At 66.4% G+C, this 20,426-nt stretch carries 15 protein-coding genes and 2 pseudogenes; 1 reads left to right on the plus strand and 16 read right to left on the minus strand.

The window, feature by feature from the left end; all coding sequences use genetic code 11:
* Positions 1 to 44: 44 nt before the first annotated feature.
* From CI805_RS11595 to CI805_RS11660, 14 genes and pseudogenes are all read right to left on the minus strand, one after another.
* A complete protein-coding gene (locus CI805_RS11595; protein ID WP_260923451.1) occupies positions 45 to 3,074 on the minus strand; it encodes a beta strand repeat-containing protein in 3,030 nt (1,009 codons plus the stop codon).
* 34 nt (positions 3,075 to 3,108) lie between these two features.
* Positions 3,109 to 4,545 (minus strand): hypothetical protein, encoded by a 1,437-nt coding sequence (locus CI805_RS11600; protein WP_260923452.1) that lies wholly within the window; start codon positions 4,543 to 4,545, stop codon positions 3,109 to 3,111.
* On the minus strand, positions 4,509 to 5,318 hold the full coding sequence (locus CI805_RS11605; protein WP_260923455.1) for an Ig-like domain-containing protein: 810 nt from the start codon (positions 5,316 to 5,318) through the stop codon (positions 4,509 to 4,511). Before CI805_RS11605 ends, CI805_RS11600 begins: the two co-directional genes overlap by 37 nt.
* Positions 5,315 to 5,917 (minus strand): Ig-like domain-containing protein, encoded by a 603-nt coding sequence (locus CI805_RS11610; RefSeq protein WP_260923457.1) that lies wholly within the window; start codon positions 5,915 to 5,917, stop codon positions 5,315 to 5,317. The genes CI805_RS11605 and CI805_RS11610 overlap by 4 nt, the downstream gene beginning before the upstream one ends.
* Entirely contained in the window at positions 5,854 to 6,342 is a 489-nt protein-coding gene (locus CI805_RS11615) for a hypothetical protein (protein WP_260923459.1), read from the minus strand. The genes CI805_RS11610 and CI805_RS11615 overlap by 64 nt, the downstream gene beginning before the upstream one ends.
* The gene (locus CI805_RS11620) at positions 6,339 to 6,473 is read right to left on the minus strand and encodes a hypothetical protein (protein ID WP_260923461.1); all 135 of its coding nucleotides are present in this window, start codon (positions 6,471 to 6,473) and stop codon (positions 6,339 to 6,341) included. Before CI805_RS11620 ends, CI805_RS11615 begins: the two co-directional genes overlap by 4 nt.
* Positions 6,474 to 6,585: 112 nt before the next feature.
* On the minus strand, positions 6,586 to 7,575 hold the full coding sequence (locus CI805_RS11625) for a hypothetical protein (RefSeq protein ID WP_260923462.1): 990 nt from the start codon (positions 7,573 to 7,575) through the stop codon (positions 6,586 to 6,588).
* Positions 7,518 to 8,069: a hypothetical protein gene (locus tag CI805_RS11630; protein WP_260923464.1), complete on the minus strand. Its 552-nt coding sequence runs from the start codon at positions 8,067 to 8,069 to the stop codon at positions 7,518 to 7,520. Before CI805_RS11630 ends, CI805_RS11625 begins: the two co-directional genes overlap by 58 nt.
* The gene (locus tag CI805_RS11635) at positions 8,057 to 9,223 is read right to left on the minus strand and encodes an Ig-like domain-containing protein (protein ID WP_260923466.1); all 1,167 of its coding nucleotides are present in this window, start codon (positions 9,221 to 9,223) and stop codon (positions 8,057 to 8,059) included. The genes CI805_RS11630 and CI805_RS11635 overlap by 13 nt, the downstream gene beginning before the upstream one ends.
* Positions 9,160 to 13,497 carry a hypothetical protein gene (locus CI805_RS11640; protein WP_260923468.1) on the minus strand — a complete coding sequence of 1,446 codons (4,338 nt, stop codon included), beginning with the start codon at positions 13,495 to 13,497 and terminating at the stop codon, positions 9,160 to 9,162. The genes CI805_RS11635 and CI805_RS11640 overlap by 64 nt, the downstream gene beginning before the upstream one ends.
* Positions 13,494 to 14,009: a BapA/Bap/LapF family prefix-like domain-containing protein gene (locus tag CI805_RS11645; RefSeq protein ID WP_260923471.1), complete on the minus strand. Its 516-nt coding sequence runs from the start codon at positions 14,007 to 14,009 to the stop codon at positions 13,494 to 13,496. Before CI805_RS11645 ends, CI805_RS11640 begins: the two co-directional genes overlap by 4 nt.
* 570 nt (positions 14,010 to 14,579) lie before the next feature.
* Complete coding sequence (locus CI805_RS11650) at positions 14,580 to 14,981, minus strand: DoxX family protein (protein WP_260923473.1); 402 nt, start codon at positions 14,979 to 14,981, stop codon at positions 14,580 to 14,582.
* Positions 14,982 to 15,056: 75 nt separating this feature from the next.
* Positions 15,057 to 15,608, minus strand: a complete 552-nt coding sequence (locus tag CI805_RS11655) for an MFS transporter (protein WP_313958550.1) — start codon at positions 15,606 to 15,608, stop codon at positions 15,057 to 15,059.
* Between the two features lie 88 nt (positions 15,609 to 15,696).
* A pseudogene (locus CI805_RS11660) lies at positions 15,697 to 16,446 on the minus strand (MFS transporter); the annotation flags it as partial.
* Positions 16,447 to 16,565: 119 nt separating this feature from the next.
* On the opposite strand from CI805_RS11660, the gene xylB reads away from it, so the two are divergent.
* A complete protein-coding gene (gene xylB / locus CI805_RS11665; protein WP_260923475.1) occupies positions 16,566 to 18,008 on the plus strand; it encodes a xylulokinase in 1,443 nt (480 codons plus the stop codon).
* 53 nt (positions 18,009 to 18,061) lie between these two features.
* Here xylB and egtD read toward each other — a convergent pair whose 3' ends face one another.
* Positions 18,062 to 19,048 carry an L-histidine N(alpha)-methyltransferase gene (gene egtD, locus CI805_RS11670; protein WP_260923478.1) on the minus strand — a complete coding sequence of 329 codons (987 nt, stop codon included), beginning with the start codon at positions 19,046 to 19,048 and terminating at the stop codon, positions 18,062 to 18,064.
* Between the two features lie 3 nt (positions 19,049 to 19,051).
* Positions 19,052 to 20,283: pseudogene (gene egtB, locus CI805_RS11675) on the minus strand (ergothioneine biosynthesis protein EgtB).
* Between the last annotated feature and the right edge of the window lie 143 nt (positions 20,284 to 20,426).

Consider the following 20,426-nt stretch of genomic DNA (forward strand, 5'->3'; position numbering starts at 1 on the left):
TTATCAGTTAGGTAAAGCCCCTTATCCATTGGGAACAAATTTAATTATACTTGCAGATGGTGGTTGGACTGATCCTCCCGCAGGATTTGCGGATGCATATCCAGATAGCCCAGAGGGTCATCATTGGAGACTGCAGCAATACTGGTGTCTTGTGAACTTTCGCTGACGGTTGGCAAGGGCGTCGTCGTATCGGTTTCGGTGCGCGGATGCACGCGATCGAGGTATCCTTCCAGAACCGTTTCCAGACTGCCCTGCCCTTCGAACATATCGTAGGCGACCGCGCTCGTGGCGGCCTTTGCCGCAAGGGCATGCGAACTTGCCGTATCATCGTTCGCTGCGGTCAAACCTTCGGTCGAAACCGTTTCGGCACCGACGCTTGTCGTCGCAAGCAGCGAATGCGTGGTCGTTGCGGTGTCGCTCTCCGTGCTCAGGGTAGAGGCGATCGCCGTAGTCGGAATACCTGCCCCCGAAGGCTGCACTGTCACAGCCAGTGTCGCCGTGGCGATCTGGCCGGAGGGATGGACCAGCTGATACTGGAAGCTGTCAACCTGCGCGGTCGTGAAGTGGGACTGAGTGGCGTAAGGCGTGTAGGTATAGCTGCCGTCCGCATTCAGCAGCAATGATCCATACTGGCCTGCGACCGTGACAGGGCTGCCAGCATCGACGTCCACATATGCCCCGGTCGTCCGGTTGTAGACTTCCAGTTCCGTCACCAACGAGCCCTGGTGATCATTGCTCAGGATATTGCCCGTGGCTATCGTCGACGTGTCGTGCACGTACTGATTGGTATACGTGACATTGACATCGGTAGCGATGTTCAGCGTCGATAGAACCCCGTTCAGGGTCGTATGCACCCGGTATGTGCCCGCATCCAGATTGAGCGTCGAAAGGTTGATCGATGCGATCTGCCCCAGCACGCCCACTCCAATATTATAGCTGGCTGTACCTACCGTGGTCCACGTATTGGTCCCGGTCAGTTCCTGTATCTGCACCACGCCGTTGGCCAGTGCCGATACCGTGGTAGAAACGATAACGCTTCCCGATACCGTTTCATTGGCTCCGATCACGATATTGGAACTGTTGTAGGTCTGCGTCCCAAGCGCGCCGATCAGGGATGCATTTGCATTGTAGTAATTGTTGTCGACCACGTTGTTCCAGTGGATTCCGGCAGTCGCAACGTCTCCGGCAGCGCTTACCGCAGCCCCTTGAATACCGACTGTGATGGTCGCCGTATCCGACGAGTGCCCATCGGAAAGCGTATACGTAAACACATCCGAGTGACCGGCCGAATTCGGATTACCGAAGGCAGAATAGCTGTAGGCTCCGTTCGCTGCGATGGTCAGGACGCCATATTCTCCGACGATCGACGTGTTGCCGGTGGCCGACAAGGCGACTGTGTCACCATCGCTATTCGCGATCTGGGTGATCGTCGCTCCGCCGCCAAGGTGGTCCTGCCCTCCGTTCGCTCCGCCCTGAATAGCGTTTCCTGTCACCGTCTCGTTGGCATAACTGTAATCGGTGACTTGGGTCGTGATCGATGTAGACTGCAGCAGCGTTAATGTATTGCTCAACAGCGTATCGGACACAGCACCAAGCACATTATCGAGCAGTTGCGGCGCATTGATCAACGGGTTGCTCAGCAGCGTCGTCAAAATGCCGACCAGATCTCCCACACCCAGATTGGTCGTCAGATTAAGGGTCGTTTCCAACAGTCCTCGCGCCGTATCACCCAGCAGCCCCCCACCCAAGGCATTGTCGACGGCATCGAGCACGAGTGTCTGGTTGTTCGGCCCCAGAACAACGCCCGCCTGCCCGAGTTCCTGAAGCGAAACACCACCACCATCCGTATCGAGGAGCTGTGCCAGAGCGCTTTCATCGTTGCGCACCACGACCTGGTAATTACCCGGCTGCAAACCCTCGACGATGGCAACAAGGCCATCGTTTCCGGTCAGCCCCAGAACATGCAGCCCTGCGACATCCCCCACCAGCGAATCCGGGGTAACTGCCGAATAGACAACGTTGCCATTCGAATCGATGACATCAAGGCGATATGCATCGGCCACAGCAACGAGCGCAGTCTGGTCCACTTCGATGCGGACCGATCCGGTATCACCGGCAGGCACACTGATCGTGACACTGTTATCGGTTCCAATGGTCGATTCCGTCAGCCCCAGAACCTGAACGTCCGTATCCGTCTGGGCAGGTTGCGTAACACTGCTCTGCGCCCCCATGTTCAAAGTTGAAGCATCGTCGACCGCGACCGGAATATCCACCGTCACCGCGCCCAGCGAGGCCGCCGCGCTCACATTGCCCGCCGCATCGCTCTGGCGAACCTGCACATCGGCATAAGTCCCCTCGCCCAGCGTGAAGCTGGTGCCGGTGCCGGCCACCCAGGTCGTGCCGCCGTCGGTGGAGTACTCGTAGCTCGCGCCATCCTCGAGGCCGCTGACCAAGACCGTGCCATCGCTCGTCACGTGATCGCTCGCAGAGGTCCCGGTGTCGCTCTCCAGCGCCGGCGTGGGCGCTGCCGCGCTCACATCGACCGTCACGCTGCCCAACGAACTCGCCTCGCCGACATTGCCCGCCACATCGATCTGGCGAACCTGCACGTCCTCGTACGTGCCCGCGCCCAGCGTGAAGCTGGTGCCGGTCCCTGCCACCCAGGTCGTGCCGCCGTCGGTGGAGTATTCGTACGTCGCCCCGGCTTCCAGGCCGCTGACCGCGACCGTGCCGTTGCTGGTGATCTGATCGGCATCCGAGATGCCGGTATCCTGCACCAGCCCGGCCTGCGGCGCATCGGGCGCGCCCGTATCCACCGTCACCCCGCCCAGCGAGGTCGGCGCGCCGGGATTGCCTGCGGCATCCACCTCGCGCACCTGCACGTCGCTGTAAGTGCCCTCGGGCAGCGTGAAGCTCGCACCGCCCGTCCCGGTCTCTCCGGTGCCCGCCTGCCACGTCGCCCCGCCATCGGTCGAGTACTCGTAGGTCGAGCCCGCCGCGATCCCGCCGACCGTCACTGTGCCGTCGCTGGTCACCCCATCGCTGGCCGAGACCCCGGTGTCGTTCGCCAGCACCGCCGTCAGATCCCCGGTCGGGGCGTCAGCACCGTCACGCTGCCAAGCGACGCCGCCTCGCTGACATTGCCCGCAACATCGGTCTGGCGCACTTCGACATCGGTATAGGTGCCTGCCGCCAGCTCGAAGCTGGTGCCCGTGCCCGCAATCCACGTGGTGCCGCCATCGGTGGAGTACTCGTAGGTCGCCCGTCTTCCAGCCCGCTCACCGTGACGGTGCCGTCGCTGGTGATGCCATCGCTGTTCGAGGTACCCGTATCGCTCGCCAGCGCCACCACCGGCGCCGCCGCGCTCGTATCCACCGTCACCGCGCCCAGCGAGGCCGCCGCGCTCACATTGCCCGCCGCATCGCTCTGGCGAACCTGCACATCGGCATAAGTCCCCTCGCCCAGCGTGAAGCTGGTGCCGGTGCCGGCCACCCAGGTCGTGCCGCCGTCGGTGGAGTACTCGTAGCTCGCGCCATCCTCGAGGCCGCTGACCACGACCGTGCCGTCGCTCGTCACGTGATCGCTCGCAGAGGTCCCGGTGTCGCTCTCCAGCGCCAGCGTGGGCGCTGCCGCGCTCACATCGACCGTCACGCTGCCCAGCGAGCTCGCCTCGCCGACATTGCCCGCCACATCGATCTGGCGAACCTGCACGTCCTCGTACGTGCCCGCGCCCAGCGTGAAGCTGGTGCCGGTCCCTGCCACCCAGGTCGTGCCGCCGTCGGTGGAGTATTCGTACGTCGCCCCGGCTTCCAGGCCGCTGACCGCGACCGTGCCGTTGCTGGTGATCTGATCGGCATCCGAGATGCCGGTATCCTGCACCAGCCCGGCCTGCGGCGCATCGGGCGCGCCCGTATCCACCGTCACCCCGCCCAGCGAGGTCGGCGCGCCGGGATTGCCTGCGGCATCCACCTCGCGCACCTGCACGTCGCTGTAAGTGCCCTCGGGCAGCGTGAAGCTCGCACCGCCCGTCCCGGTCTCTCCGGTGCCCGCCTGCCACGTCGCCCCGCCGTCGGTCGAGTACTCGTAGGTCGAGCCCGCCGCGATCCCGCCGACCGTCACTGTGCCGTCGCTGGTGATCCCGTCGCTTGCCGAGACCCCGGTGTCGTTCGCCAGCACCGCCGTCAGATCCCCGGTCGGGGGCGTCAGCACCGTCACGCTGCCAAGCGACGCCGCCTCGCTGACATTGCCCGCAACATCGGTCTGGCGCACTTCGACATCGGTATAGGTGCCTGCCGCCAGCTCGAAGCTGGTGCCCGTGCCCGCAATCCACGTGGTGCCGCCATCGGTGGAGTACTCGTAGGTCGCCCCGTCTTCCAGCCCGCTCACCGTGACGGTGCCGTCGCTGGTGATGCCATCGCTGTTCGAGGTACCCGTATCGCTCGCCAGCGCCACCACCGGCGCCGCCGCGCTCGTATCCACCGTCACCGCGCCCAGCGAGGCCGCCGCGCTCACATTGCCCGCCGCATCGCTCTGGCGAACCTGCACATCGGCATAAGTCCCTCGCCCAGCGTGAAGCTGGTGCCGGTGCCGGCCACCCAGGTCGTGCCGCCGTCGGTGGAGTACTCGTAGCTCGCGCCATCCTCGAGGCCGCTGACCACGACCGTGCCGTCGCTCGTCACGTGATCGCTCGCAGAGGTCCCGGTGTCGCTCTCCAGCGCCAGCGTGGGCGCTGCCGCGCTCACATCGACCGTCACGCTGCCCAGCGAGCTCGCCTCGCCGACATTGCCCGCCACATCGATCTGGCGAACCTGCACGTCCTCGTACGTGCCCGCGCCCAGCGTGAAGCTGGTGCCGGTCCCTGCCACCCAGGTCGTGCCGCCGTCGGTGGAGTATTCGTACGTCGCCCCGGCTTCCAGGCCGCTGACCGCGACCGTGCCGTTGCTGGTGATCTGATCGGCATCCGAGATGCCGGTATCCTGCACCAGCCCGGCCTGCGGCGCATCGGGCGCGCCCGTATCCACCGTCACCCCGCCCAGCGAGGTCGGCGCGCCGGGATTGCCTGCGGCATCCACCTCGCGCACCTGCACGTCGCTGTAAGTGCCCTCGGGCAGCGTGAAGCTCGCACCGCCCGTCCCGGTCTCTCCGGTGCCCGCCTGCCACGTCGCCCCGCCGTCGGTCGAGTACTCGTAGGTCGAGCCCGCCGCGATCCCGCCGACCGTCACTGTGCCGTCGCTGGTGATCCCGTCGCTTGCCGAGACCCCGGTGTCGTTCGCCAGCACCGCCGTCAGATCCCCGGTCGGGGGCGTCAGCACCGTCACGCTGCCAGCGACGCCGCCTCGCTCACATTGCCCGCAACATCGGTCTGGCGCACTTCGACATCGGTATAGGTGCCTGCCGCCAGCTCGAAGCTGGTGCCCGTGCCCGCAATCCACGTGGTGCCGCCATCGGTCGAGTACTCGTAGGTCGCGCCGTCTTCCAGCCCGCTCACCGTGACCGTGCCGTCGCTGGTGATGCCATCGCTGTTCGAGGTCCCGGTATCGCTCGCCAGCGCCACCACCGGTGCCGCCGCGCTCGTATCCACCGTGACCGCGCCCAGCGAGGCCGCCGCGCTCACATTGCCCGCCGCATCGCTCTGGCGCACCTGCACGTCGGCATAAGTCCCCTCGCCCAGCGTGAAGCTGGTGCCGGTGCCGGCCACCCAGGTCGTGCCGCCGTCGGTGGAGTACTCGTAGCTCGCGCCATCCTCGAGGCCGCTGACCAAGACCGTGCCATCGCTCGTCACGTGATCGCTCGCAGAGGTCCCGGTGTCGCTCTCCAGCGCCAGCGTGGGCGCTGCCGCGCTCACATCGACCGTCACGCTGCCCAGCGAGCTCGCCTCGCCGACATTGCCCGCCACATCGATCTGGCGAACCTGCACGTCCTCGTACGTGCCCGCGCCCAGCGTGAAGCTGGTGCCGGTCCCGCCACCCAGGTCGTGCCGCCGTCGGTGGAGTATTCGAAGGTCGCCCCGGCTTCCAGGCCGCTGACCGCGACCGTGCCGTTGCTGGTGATCTGATCGGCATCCGAGATGCCGGTATCCTGCACCAGCCCGGCCTGCGGCGCATCGGGCGCGCCCGTATCCACCGTCACCCCGCCCAGCGAGGTCGGCGCGCCGGGATTGCCTGCGGCATCCACCTCGCGCACCTGCACGTCGCTGTAAGTGCCCTCGGGCAGCGTGAAGCTCGCACCGCCCGTCCCGGTCTCTCCGGTGCCCGCCTGCCACGTCGCCCCGCCGTCGGTCGAGTACTCGTAGGTCGAGCCCGCCGCGATCCCGCCGACCGTCACTGTGCCGTCGCTGGTCACCCATCGCTGGCCGAGACCCCGGTGTCGTTCGCCAGCACCGCCGTCAGATCCCCGGTCGGGGGCGTCAGCACCGTCACGCTGCCAAGCGACGCCGCCTCGCTGACATTGCCCGCAACATCGGTCTGGCGCACTTCGACATCGGTATAGGTGCCTGCCGCCAGCTCGAAGCTGGTGCCCGTGCCCGCAATCCACGTGGTGCCGCCATCGGTGGAGTACTCGTAGGTCGCCCGTCTTCCAGCCCGCTCACCGTGACGGTGCCGTCGCTGGTGATGCCATCGCTGTTCGAGGTCCCGTATCGCTCGCCAGCGCCACCACCGGTGCCGCCGCGCTCGTATCCACCGTGACCGCGCCCAGCGAGGCCGCCGCGCTCACATTGCCCGCCGCATCGCTCTGGCGCACCTGCACGTCGGCATAAGTCCCCTCGCCCAGCGTGAAGCTGGTGCCGGTCCCGGCCACCCAGGTCGTGCCGCCGTCGGTGGAGTACTCGTAGCTCGCGCCATCCTCGAGGCCGCTGACCAAGACCGTGCCATCGCTCGTCACGTGATCGCTCGCAGAGGTCCCGGTGTCGCTCTCCAGCGCCGGCGTGGGCGCTGCCGCGCTCACATCGACCGTCACGCTGCCCAACGAGCTCGCCTCGCCGACATTGCCCGCCACATCGATCTGGCGAACCTGCACGTCCTCGTACGTGCCCGCGCCCAGCGTGAAGCTGGTGCCGGTCCCTGCCACCCAGGTCGTGCCGCCGTCGGTGGAGTATTCGTACGTCGCCCCGGCTTCCAGGCCGCTGACCGCGACCGTGCCGTTGCTGGTGATCTGATCGGCATCCGAGATGCCGGTATCCTGCACCAGCCCGGCCTGCGGCGCATCGGGCGCGCCCGTATCCACCGTCACCCCGCCCAGCGAGGTCGGCGCGCCGGGATTGCCTGCGGCATCCACCTCGCGCACCTGCACGTCGCTGTAAGTGCCCTCGGGCAGCGTGAAGCTCGCACCGCCCGTCCCGGTCTCTCCGGTGCCCGCCTGCCACGTCGCCCCGCCATCGGTCGAGTACTCGTAGCTCGAGCCTGCCGCGATCCCGCCGACCGTCACCGTACCGTCGCTGGTGATCCCATCGCTGGCCGAGACCCCGGTGTCGTTCGCCAGCACCGCCGTCAGATCCCCGGTCGGGGGCGTCAGCACCGTCACGCTGCCAAGCGACGCCGCCTCGCTGACATTGCCCGCAACATCGGTCTGGCGCACTTCGACATCGGTATAGGTGCCTGCCGCCAGCTCGAAGCTGGTGCCCGTGCCCGCAATCCACGTGGTGCCGCCATCGGTGGAGTACTCGTAGGTCGCCCGTCTTCCAGCCCGCTCACCGTGACGGTGCCGTCGCTGGTGATGCCATCGCTGTTCGAGGTCCCGGTATCGCTCGCCAGCGCCACCACCGGCGCCGCCGCGCTCGTATCCACCGTCACCGCGCCCAGCGAGGCCGCCGCGCTCACATTGCCCGCCGCATCGCTCTGGCGAACCTGCACATCGGCATAAGTCCCCTCGCCCAGCGTGAAGCTGGTGCCGGTGCCGGCCACCCAGGTCGTGCCGCCGTCGGTGGAGTACTCGTAGCTCGCGCCATCCTCGAGGCCGCTGACCACGACCGTGCCGTCGCTCGTCACGTGATCGCTCGCAGAGGTCCCGGTGTCGCTCTCCAGCGCCGGCGTGGGCGCTGCCGCGCTCACATCGACCGTCACGCTGCCCACGAGCTCGCCTCGCCGACATTGCCCGCCACATCGATCTGGCGAACCTGCACGTCCTCGTACGTGCCCGCGCCCAGCGTGAAGCTGGTGCCGGTCCCTGCCACCCAGGTCGTGCCGCCGTCGGTGGAGTATTCGTACGTCGCCCCGGCTTCCAGGCCGCTGACCGCGACCGTGCCGTTGCTGGTGATCTGATCGGCATCCGAGATGCCGGTATCCTGCACCAGCCCGGCCTGCGGCGCATCGGGCGCGCCCGTATCCACCGTCACCCCGCCCAGCGAGGTCGGCGCGCCGGGATTGCCTGCGGCATCCACCTCGCGCACCTGCACGTCGCTGTAAGTGCCCTCGGGCAGCGTGAAGCTCGCACCGCCCGTCCCGGTCTCTCCGGTGCCCGCCTGCCACGTCGCCCCGCCATCGGTCGAGTACTCGTAGCTCGAGCCTGCCGCGATCCCGCCGACCGTCACCGTACCGTCGCTGGTGATCCCGTCGCTTGCCGAGACCCCGGTGTCGTTCGCCAGCACCGCCGTCAGATCCCCGGTCGGGGGCGTCAGCACCGTCACGCTGCCAAGCGACGCCGCCTCGCTGACATTGCCCGCAACATCGGTCTGGCGCACTTCGACATCGGTATAGGTGCCTGCCGCCAGCTCGAAGCTGGTGCCCGTGCCCGCAATCCACGTGGTGCCGCCATCGGTCGAGTACTCGTAGGTCGCGCCGTCTTCCAGCCCGCTCACCGTGACCGTGCCGTCGCTGGTGATGCCATCGCTGTTCGAGGTCCCGGTATCGCTCGCCAGCGCCACCACCGGCGCCGCCGCGCTCGTATCCACCGTCACCGCGCCCAGCGAGGCCGCCGCGCTCACATTGCCCGCCGCATCGCTCTGGCGCACCTGCACATCGGCATAAGTCCCCTCGCCCAGCGTGAAGCTGGTGCCGGTCCCGGCCACCCAGGTCGTGCCGCCATCGGTCGAGTATTCGTAGCTCGCGCCATCCTCGAGGCCGCTGACCACGACCGTGCCGTCGCTCGTCACGTGATCGCTCGCAGAGGTCCCGGTGTCGCTCTCCAGCGCCAGCGTGGGCGCTGCCGCGCTCACATCGACCGTCACGCTGCCCAGCGAGCTCGCCTCGCCGACATTGCCCGCCACATCGATCTGGCGAACCTGCACGTCCTCGTACGTGCCCGCGCCCAGCGTGAAGCTGGTGCCGGTCCCGCCACCCAGGTCGTGCCGCCGTCGGTGGAGTATTCGAAGGTCGCCCCGGCTTCCAGACCGCTGACCGCGACCGTGCCGTTGCTGGTGATCTGATCGGCATCCGAGATGCCGGTATCCTGCACCAGCGCCGCCAGCGGTTCGGCAGGGGCGCTGTATCCACCGTCACCCCGCCCAGCGAGGTCGGCGCGCCGGGATTGCCTGCGGCATCCACCTCGCGCACCTGCACGTCGCTGTAAGTACCCTCGGGCAGCGTGAAGCTCGCACCGCCCGTCCCGGTCTCTCCGGTGCCCGCCTGCCACGTCGCCCCGCCATCGGTCGAGTACTCGTAGCTCGAGCCTGCCGCGATCCCGCCGACCGTCACTGTGCCGTCGCTGGTGATCCCGTCGCTTGCCGAGACCCCGGTGTCGTTCGCCAGCACCGCCGTCAGATCCCCGGTCGGGGGCGTCAGCACCGTCACGCTGCCAAGCGACGCCGCCTCGCTCACATTGCCCGCAACATCGGTCTGGCGCACTTCGACATCGGTATAGGTGCCTGCCGCCAGCTCGAAGCTGGTGCCGTGCCTGCAATCCACGTGGTGCCGCCATCGGTCGAGTACTCGTAGGTCGCACCGTCTCGAGCCGCTCACCGTGACGGTGCCGTCGCTGGTGATGCCATCGCTGTTCGAGGTCCCGGTATCGCTCGCCAGCGCCACCACCGGTGCCGCCGCGCTCGTATCCACCGTGACCGCGCCCAGCGAGGCCGCCGCGCTCACATTGCCCGCCGCATCGCTCTGGCGCACCTGCACGTCGGCATAAGTCCCCTCGCCCAGCGTGAAGCTGGTGCCGGTGCCTGCCACCCAGGTCGTACCGCCATCGACCGAGTATTCGTAGCTCGCCCCGTCCTCGAGGCCGCTGACCGTGACCGTGCCGTCGCTCGTCACGTGATCGCTCGCAGAGGTGCCGGTGTCGCTCTCCAGCGCCGGCGTGGGCGCTGCCGCGCTCACATCGACCGTCACGCTGCCCAGCGAGCTCGCCTCGCCACATTGCCCGCCACATCGATCTGGCGAACCTGCACGTCCTCGTACGTGCCCGCCCCAGCGTGAAGCTGGTGCCGGTGCCCGCCACCCAGGTCGTGCCGCCGTCGGTGGAGTATTCGAAGCTCGCCCCGGCTTCCAGACCGCTCACCGCGACCGTGCCGTTGCTGGTGATCTGATCGGCATCCGAGATGCCGGTATCCTGCACCAGCGCCGCCAGCGGTTCGGCAGGGGCGCTGGTATCCACCGTCACCCCGCCCAGCGAGGTCGGCGCGCCGGGATTGCCTGCGGCATCCACCTCGCGCACCTGCACGTCGCTGTAAGTACCCTCGGGCAGCGTGAAGCTCGCACCGCCCGTCCCGGTCTCTCCGGTGCCCGCCTGCCACGTCGCCCCGCCATCGGTCGAGTACTCGTAGCTCGAGCCTGCCGCGATCCCGCCGACCGTCACCGTACCGTCGCTGGTGATCCCGTCGCTTGCCGAGACCCCGGTGTCGTTCGCCAGCACCGCCGTCAGATCCCCGGTCGGGGGCGTCAGCACCGTCACGCTGCCAAGCGACGCCGCCTCGCTGACATTGCCCGCAACATCGGTCTGGCGCACTTCGACATCGGTATAGGTGCCTGCCGCCAGCTCGAAGCTGGTGCCCGTGCCCGCAATCCACGTGGTGCCGCCATCGGTCGAGTACTCGTAGGTCGCGCCGTCTTCCAGCCCGCTCACCGTGACCGTGCCGTCGCTGGTGATGCCATCGCTGTTCGAGGTCCCGGTATCGCTCGCCAGCGCCACCACCGGCGCCGCCGCGCTCGTATCCACCGTCACCGCGCCCAGCGAGGCCGCCGCGCTCACATTGCCCGCCGCATCGCTCTGGCGCACCTGCACATCGGCATAAGTCCCCTCGCCCAGCGTGAAGCTGGTGCCGGTCCCGGCCACCCAGGTCGTGCCGCCATCGACCGAGTATTCGTAGCTCGCCCCGTCCTCGAGGCCGCTGACCACGACCGTGCCGTCGCTCGTCACGTGATCGCTCGCAGAGGTCCCGGTGTCGCTCTCCAGCGCCGGCGTGGGCGCTGCCGCGCTCACATCGACCGTCACGCTGCCCAGCGAGCTCGCCTCGCCGACATTGCCCGCCACATCGATCTGGCGAACCTGCACGTCCTCGTACGTGCCCGCGCCCAGCGTGAAGCTGGTGCCGGTCCCTGCCACCCAGGTCGTGCCGCCGTCGGTGGAGTATTCGTACGTCGCCCCGGCTTCCAGGCCGCTGACCGCGACCGTGCCGTTGCTGGTGATCTGATCGGCATCCGAGATGCCGGTATCCTGCACCAGCCCGGCCTGCGGCGCATCGGGCGCGCCCGTATCCACCGTCACCCCGCCCAGCGAGGTCGGCGCGCCGGGATTGCCTGCGGCATCCACCTCGCGCACCTGCACGTCGCTGTAAGTGCCCTCGGGCAGCGTGAAGCTCGCACCGCCCGTCCCGGTCTCTCCGGTGCCCGCCTGCCACGTCGCCCCGCCGTCGGTCGAGTACTCGTAGGTCGAGCCCGCCGCGATCCCGCCGACCGTCACTGTGCCGTCGCTGGTGATCCCGTCGCTTGCCGAGACCCCGGTGTCGTTCGCCAGCACCGCCGTCAGATCCCCGGTCGGGGGCGTCAGCACCGTCACGCTGCCCAGCGACGCCGCCTCGCTCACATTGCCCGCAACATCGGTCTGGCGCACTTCGACATCGGTATAGGTGCCTGCCGCCAGCTCGAAGCTGGTGCCCGTGCCCGCAATCCACGTGGTGCCGCCATCGGTCGAGTACTCGTAGGTCGCGCCGTCTTCCAGCCCGCTCACCGTGACCGTGCCGTCGCTGGTGATGCCATCGCTGTTCGAGGTCCCGGTATCGCTCGCCAGCGCCACCACCGGTGCCGCCGCGCTCGTATCCACCGTGACCGCGCCCAGCGAGGCCGCCGCGCTCACATTGCCCGCCGCATCGCTCTGGCGCACCTGCACGTCGGCATAAGTCCCCTCGCCCAGCGTGAAGCTGGTGCCGGTGCCGGCCACCCAGGTCGTGCCGCCGTCGGTGGAGTACTCGTAGCTCGCGCCATCCTCGAGGCCGCTGACCAAGACCGTGCCATCGCTCGTCACGTGATCGCTCGCAGAGGTCCCGGTGTCGCTCTCCAGCGCCAGCGTGGGCGCTGCCGCGCTCACATCGACCGTCACGCTGCCCAGCGAGCTCGCCTCGCCGACATTGCCCGCCACATCGATCTGGCGAACCTGCACGTCCTCGTACGTGCCCGCGCCCAGCGTGAAGCTGGTGCCGGTCCCCGCCACCCAGGTCGTGCCGCCGTCGGTGGAGTATTCGAAGGTCGCCCCGGCTTCCAGGCCGCTGACCGCGACCGTGCCGTTGCTGGTGATCTGATCGGCATCCGAGATGCCGGTATCCTGCACCAGCCCGGCCTGCGGCGCATCGGGCGCGCCCGTATCCACCGTCACCCCGCCCAGCGAGGTCGGCGCGCCGGGATTGCCTGCGGCATCCACCTCGCGCACCTGCACGTCGCTGTAAGTGCCCTCGGGCAGCGTGAAGCTCGCACCGCCCGTCCCGGTCTCTCCGGTGCCCGCCTGCCACGTCGCCCCGCCGTCGGTCGAGTACTCGTAGGTCGAGCCCGCCGCGATCCCGCCGACCGTCACTGTGCCGTCGCTGGTCACCCCATCGCTGGCCGAGACCCCGGTGTCGTTCGCCAGCACCGCCGTCAGATCCCCGGTCGGGGGCGTCAGCACCGTCACGCTGCCAAGCGACGCCGCCTCGCTGACATTGCCCGCAACATCGGTCTGGCGCACTTCGACATCGGTATAGGTGCCTGCCGCCAGCTCGAAGCTGGTGCCCGTGCCCGCAATCCACGTGGTGCCGCCATCGGTGGAGTACTCGTAGGTCGCCCCGTCTTCCAGCCCGCTCACCGTGACGGTGCCGTCGCTGGTGATGCCATCGCTGTTCGAGGTACCCGTATCGCTCGCCAGCGCCACCACCGGTGCCGCCGCGCTCGTATCCACCGTGACCGCGCCCAGCGAGGCCGCCGCGCTCACATTGCCCGCCGCATCGCTCTGGCGCACCTGCACGTCGGCATAAGTCCCCTCGCCCAGCGTGAAGCTGGTGCCGGTCCCTGCCACCCAGGTGGTGCCGCCGTCGGTGGAGTACTCGTAGCTCGCCCCATCTTCCAGGCCGCTGACCAAGACCGTGCCATCGCTCGTCACGTGATCGCTCGCAGAGGTCCCGGTGTCGCTCTCCAGCGCCAGCCCGGAAGGGCAACGCTGGTATCCTGCCCTGAGGATTTATGACCACCGCCGGATAATCCTGCGATCAAGCCACCTCCTCCAAGCACACCTAGAACCGGAAGAAGAATACCAAGACCACCGCCCCCGCCACCTTCCCCGGCTACAGCAGCACCTGCCCCAAGGTCATTAGTATCCTGAAGTTCGTAGAGGTGAGGGTGGAGATCGTGGGAAACGCCCCAAGCGTGCCCATCCTGATCTTCAAAGACAACATCACTTTGTCCTGCGCCCGCGAAGTCGTTATAGAAATCGACGATGCGAATGCTCTTGCCCGAACGCAACTGAATTATCAGGTCGTTGCCGTCACGGCTCATGGCAACGACATCGCCGTGATTTATGTGCAGCTTAACGACACTTGGGTGATCAAGGTGGATGGCTTCTTCCGGAACATCATGCGTCTTACCGCTGGCCTTATCCGTGATCTGCGCAACCATGGCATTTCCCTTCTGCTCACATGCCTGTGAAACTGCATTTGCGCGGGATTTGCGGACGCTTGATTAGGCGCACGCGCCTGCCGCGCAGGCAGGCACAAACCCAACGCCTTCAGCAAGCAGACACACGGGAACGCTCCGATATCGGAATCAATTTAAAGAGAGGCGGTCTGGAAAATCTGCACTCTGAGATAATTGGGTTTTCTGCCTGAGAGCAGCCAGACGATCGGCTAGACAGAAGCAAAGAACGAGCATGCATCCCCCACCGGGTTTGCCAGAGGCTCAACCTTCTGAGAAAGTAGAGCCGATGCCAGCAAGACGACGAACAAATTTGCACCTGAGGTCCGCGCCCGTGCGGGATGGCGTTGGACAGCCATCGTAGCGATCGCGAAATTCAGGAACACGGTCAGGCTTGAGTGTCAGCTTGACCAGCGATGTCAGTCGCTTGGTCATCGGGCCTGCTCACATGAGAGCTATTTTCCTTAAGGTGAAGAGGGTTGAATGGCTCCCTTGCGAGCATCCAGCAGGATCATTCTCCACCTCGCAGTTTCTGCACGACCGGTCAGGATAGGGTCAGCAATTCCGAAAAGGCCACGATATTACACCCACCGACCACAGCGGCCACCACATCAGAGCGGGCTGCAAAGCCAGCCGGGGCACATGATAGACAAGACCCAGGCCATGATCCGGACGTGCAATATCCAGAAGCATGTGCTGAACATTGGCTGGCCAGACACATAGCGCGTAAGCGGCAAGCCCCCATCCTGCCAGAATACGAAGGGTACCACTCCAAGGCTGTACCATACCAGCAGCACCGGCAATCTCAGCCAGTCCTGTGAACAGAACAGTCAGAGCCGGTTCCGGAACCCAGGACGGCACAATTGAGACGAACGGCTCCGGCACAAACAAATGCAGGCTTCCTGCCGTCGCATAGAACAGTGCTATCGCCACGCGAGAGGTGGTTCTTGCCGCCATATCTCCCTTACCGTGCGATTTGCGCGCGCCGAGAAGACGTTCAACGGCCCTGCTGCGCTATACCCATGATTACAATCAATCCTTCGACACCCCGAGACGCCGCTCCATTTCCTCCAGAGGAACACCTTTAGTTTCCGGGAAGTAGAACAGCACGAGGCAGAACTGCGCCGCCATCATCGCGGCGAAGAAGAAGAACGGCAGGCCGCCGGACACCGCCGCAATGGCCGGGAACGCGGCTGCGATCACCGCATCGAAACCCCAGTGCGTCGAGGCGCCGATCGCGCTGCCCCGGCTGCGAACGCTGGTGGGGAAGACTTCCGAGATATAGACCCAGATGACCGCCCCGGTGCTGGGCGCAAAGAAGGCGATGAAGCCGATCAGCGCGGGCAGCACGATCCATCCGGGCAGCAGGCCGCTCATCGCAAGGCCTGCAACGACAAGGCACGCCCCCATCCCCGCCGAGCCGATCAGCAGCAGCGTGCGCCGCCCCAGCCGGTCGATCAGCGCCATGCCAACAGCCGTGAACACGGCCTTGACCACGCCAATGATGATCGCCTGAAGATCGGGTGAAAGACTTCCGCCAGCCTTCGCGAAGATGTCGTTGAGGTAATAGAGCAGCGCGTTGATACCCGAAAGCTGGTTGAACGCTGCGACCGACCATGAAGGCCAGCAGGATCGGCTTGCGGTGGCGCGACCACGAGAGCTTCGCCCCGCTCGGTCGCTCGATCAGGGCTTCGCGGACCGCCGCGATTTCCGCATCGGCGCCCGCATCGCCGAGACCGACATGGACGAAGGCTTCACGTGCCTCGGTTTCGCGCCCCTTGGCCAGGAGCCAGCGCGGGCTGTTGGGGATGCGCAGCAGCAGGATCAGGAACACGGCAGCGGGCACGGCGGAAACGCCGAACTTCCAGCGCCAGTCGTCCGCGCCGATGTCCATTCCGGCGATCACCGCGTTGGAGACGTAAGCTGCCAGAATACCGAAGATCACCATGAACTGGAACGAGGCGACCAGTCCGCCCCGGCGCGAGGACGGCGCAATCTCGGCGATATAGACCGGCGCCAATGCCGAAGAACCGCCCACCGCCAGCCCGGCGATCACACGAAAGACGATCAGCGAACCCCAGTCCCACGCCATTGCCGAGCCTAGGCCGCCGACCACGTAGAAGATCGCCAGGATACGCAACGTGTTACGGCTGCCGAAGCGGTCTCCGGGAATGCCTGCCGTGAGCGCGCCGACCAGCGTGCCCCACAGCGCCGAGGACACCGTGACACCCAGCCACACATCGTCGAGCGCATAGACCCGCCGAAGCGATTCCGTCGTACCGGAGATCACCGCCGTGTCGAACCCGAACAGCAGTCCCGCCAGTGCCGTGGTGACGATACACGCCAGCAGGCCGCGATTAGCGAGCGACGGCCCCTTCCCGTCAGGCGAGGGCACCGAGGACGGCGTGACGGTGATGGCCATGAGCGAAATACCTCTTCCCGGCAGGTTTGCGTTTCTTTGCAACGCCCGTGCGGCCTTTCGGCTCCATCATGCGTTGCTATCATGATACCGCTCGGGGCAGCAGTAACAAGGACTTGGACATGTATCTCGGGATCGACCTGGGCACCTCGGGCGTCAAAGCGGTGATCGTCGACGATGGCGGGATCGTCGTCGCGCAGGCGACTGCGCGGCTCGACGTGTCGCGCCCGCAGCCGTTGTGGTCGGAGCAGAGCCCGGCCGACTGGTGGGCTGCCACCGAGGCCGCGATCGGCGAACTCGATGCCGGTCTGCGCGGCAAGGTGCGCGGGATCGGCCTGTCCGGGCAGATGCACGGCGCGGTGGTGCTGGACAAGGCCGACCGGGTGCTGCGCCCCGCGATCCTGTGGAACGATGGCCGCGCCGGGCCGCAATGCGCTGCGCTGCTGGAGCGCGAACCGCATGCCAGCGCGATCACCGGCAATGCGATCCTTGCCGGTTTTACTGCCCCAAAGCTGTTGTGGCTGGCAGAGCACGAACCCGATGTCTTCGCCGCCACGCAAGGCATCCTGCTGCCCAAGGACTGGCTGCGGTTGAAAATGACCGGTGAGCGGGTGTCCGACATGTCGGATGCCAGCGGCACGCTGTGGCTCGACGTTCGCGCCCGCCAGTGGTCCGACGCCATGCTGGAAGCCTGCGGGCTCACCCGCAGCGCGATGCCGGAGCTTGTGGAGGGCAGCGCGCCATCCGGACGCCTGACCGCAGAGGTTGCCGCCCGCTGGGGCATGGACCGCGTGCCGGTGGCAGGCGGCGCCGGAGACAATGCGGCGGGCGCGGTCGGGCTGGGCGTTGTGCGACCGGGGCAGGCGTTCCTGTCGCTGGGCACTTCCGGCGTGATCTTCAGTGTTTCGGATGGCTTCCAGCCGGACGTATCGCACGGCATTCACGCCTTCGCGCATGCCATTCCGGACACCTGGCACCGCATGACCGTGATGCTGTCAGCCGCCGCCTGTCTGGACTGGGGCGCGCGTGTTCTTGGCTTTGCCGATGTTCCCGCACTGCTTCAGGAAGCGGAGGAGGCTGATCCGCGATCCGGGGTGATCTTCCTGCCCTATCTTTCCGGCGAGCGCTCTCCCCATGCCGATCCCGATGCCACCGGGGCGTGGCTCGGCATGACCGGCGCGACAGCTCGGGCAGACCTTGCCCTTGCCATCCTCGAAGGGGTGGCGATGGGCCTGCGCGATGGTCTCGATGCGCTGGAGGCGAACGGGGAGCGGATCACCAGCCTGTCGATGGCGGGCGGCGGCTCGCGCTCGGCCCTGTGGGGCAGGATCATCGCGGGCGCACTCGACCGCCCCCTCGTCTGGCATGAAGGCGCTGCCGTCGGCCCGGCGCTGGGCGCCGCACACCTTGCCCGACTGGCGCTGGGGGAAGACGACATCGCCAGTATCGCGAAACCCGGCCCCGTCAGCGCACGCATCGACCCGGAACCTGACATCACGGCACGTCTGGCAGCGAAACAGCCGCATTTCCGCGCGCTGTACCGGGCGCTCAAAACCGCAAGATAGGCAAAACCGCACGATAGACCCGGCGAGCGCCCGCTACCGGCGCTCTTATCAATTCAGGCGGTCTGTTCGTTGCCGATGGCGCGGGCGAGGATCACCATGAACTTGTCCTCTGCATCTCCAAAGCAGTGCAGCGGCTCCCAGCCTCCAGCAAGCAGCAACGTGTTGGCACTGCGCGGGTCGTACTTGTGGCTATTTTCGGTGTGGATGGTCTCTCCCGCCTGCATCGTGAAGCGACGTCCGCAGACATCGAAGCGGATGGGATCGAGCGCCTCGATATGCATCTCTATCCGGGCGCGCTCGTCGTTCCAGACCGCCCGGTGCGCAAGGCTTTCCAGCGGCATGTTACCGCCCAGTTCCCGATTGATCCGGCACGCGAGATTGAGATTGAATTCCGCGGTGATGCCTTGGCCATCGTCATAGGCCGAGACCAGTTCGGTCGTTGCCTTGATCCGGTCGAAGCCGATCAGCAGCAGGCTATCCTCACCCAGTGTGCTTCGCATCGCGCGCAGCAGATCCGCCGCCGCCATCGGCTCCATGTTGCCGATGGTGGAGCCGGGGAAAAAACCGAGGCGCGGATGGCCCTCCACTTCGGGTGGCAGGCGGGTCGGCGTGCCAAAGTCGCCTTCCACCGGATGGATCGGCAGATCGGGGTAACGTTGCGCCAGTGCAGCGCAGGCCTCCTCCAGAAAGTCGCCGGAGATATCGATGGGAACGTAGGCCGCTGTCCAGATCGCGTCGAGCAGCAACGGTGTCTTCGTTGCGCTGCCTGCACCGAACTCGACCATGACATGGTGGCGCGACCCCACCATGCGTCCGATCCGGGGCGCATGCGCCATCAGGATGCCCGCCTCGGTCCGGGTCGGATAGTATTCGGGAAGACGGGTGATGGCCTCGAAAAGTTCGCTGCCACGATGGTCATAGAACCATCGCGCGGGGATAGCCTTTTGCCGCTGGGCCAGACCGGTCAGGACATCGCGACGGAACTGCGCGCGCAAAAGGTCGCGATCGGTGTCGATCAGATCGTGTACTGCGGTAGCCATGGTCTAGATGTCCTTTGCCAGGCGCAGGCCGGTGAACTGCCAGCGTTTCTCGGGGGGAAGAAATTGCGGTAACTGGCGCGCGAATGGCCGCGCGGCGTCGCGCAACTGGCGCCCTTGAGCACGCACTGGCCCGACATGAACTTGCCGTTGTATTCGCCTACTGCGCCTGCCGCCGGTCGGAAGCGCGGATAGGGAAGATAGGCCGAGCGGGTCCACTGCCAGCAGTCCCCGAACAGCCCCGACGAACCTGACGGCGCCACGGCTTCTGCTGTGTCCAGTTGAATACCGGCCTGGGGATCGTGATCGCCGGCCATCACTTCCCACTCAAATTCGGTCGGCAGGCGGTAGCCCGCCCACGTCGCGTAGGCATCGGCCTCGTAAAACGAAATGTGGGCGACCGGCGCATCGGGCAGGCGCTGTTGCATCCCAGCGAGCGTGAACGCCTGCTCGTCGCGCCAGTAGAGCGGCGCCTCGATCTCCTGCGCGTTGATCCATGCCCAGCCATCGGACAGCCACAGCGCCGGATTGCGATAGCCGCCATCCGTAATGAACTCGGCCCATTCGCCATTCGTGACGAGCCGCCGCGCAAGCGCAAAGGGCTCAATCACCACCTGATGGCGCGGACCTTCGTTGTCGAAGCCGAAACCCTCGCCGGAATGCCCGATCGACCTGATCCCTCCATCGCAGCGCCACCAATCGTCGACATCGACAACACAGGTGCGGGGCGTCGATACGGAAGAATAGGCAGGCGCAAGCGGGTTCAGCGACAGCGCATGCTTGATGTCGGTCAGTAGTAATTCCTGATGCTGCTGCTCATGATTGAGACCAAGCGTGATCAGATCCGAAAGGTCGTCCCGTTCCAGCAGCCGCTCCATCTCCCGATCGACATGATGGCGGTAATCCAGCACCGCTGCCAGAGAGGGGCGCGTAAGCATGCCGCGCAGCGGACGCGCGTGCCGTGGCCCTTCTGCCTCGTAATAGGAATTGAACAGAAAGGCCCAGTCCGCATCGAACAGGCGATATCCCGAAACGTGATCGCGCAGCACGAAAGTCTCGAAGAACCAGGTGGTGTGCGCCAGATGCCACTTCGCAGGGGAGGCATCCGGCATCGACTGTACCGTGGCATCGGCGTCCGAGAGCGGCTCGGCAAGTGCCTGCGAAAGCGCCCTTACCGCCCGAAAGCGCTCAAGCGCGGCGCTGCGGGGCGCGCGCGATGTTTCCAGTACAGTCGCCATGCCTTCGTAACGGCAAGGGGCCGGATAAGATGCATGCCCTGCTCAACATTCTGTCACTCGGCGCCTTTGTGCGATGGATTGCTCCATAAGAAGGGCTGGCAGAGCCACATAGCGGAACCGCTCACGCGTGCATCATGTTACGA

It is taken from the genome of Novosphingobium sp. 9 (assembly GCF_025340265.1).
GTDB lineage: Bacteria > Pseudomonadota > Alphaproteobacteria > Sphingomonadales > Sphingomonadaceae > Novosphingobium.

Coding starts and splice junctions, on each gene's coding strand:
- xylB (WP_260923475.1), top strand. CDS start 16,566: ATGTATCTCGGGATCGACCTGGGCACCTCGGGCGTCAAAGCGGTGATC.
- CI805_RS11650 (WP_260923473.1), bottom strand. CDS start 14,981: ATGGCGGCAAGAACCACCTCTCGCGTGGCGATAGCACTGTTCTATGCG.
- egtD (WP_260923478.1), bottom strand. CDS start 19,048: ATGGCTACCGCAGTACACGATCTGATCGACACCGATCGCGACCTTTTG.
- CI805_RS11645 (WP_260923471.1), bottom strand. CDS start 14,009: ATGGTTGCGCAGATCACGGATAAGGCCAGCGGTAAGACGCATGATGTT.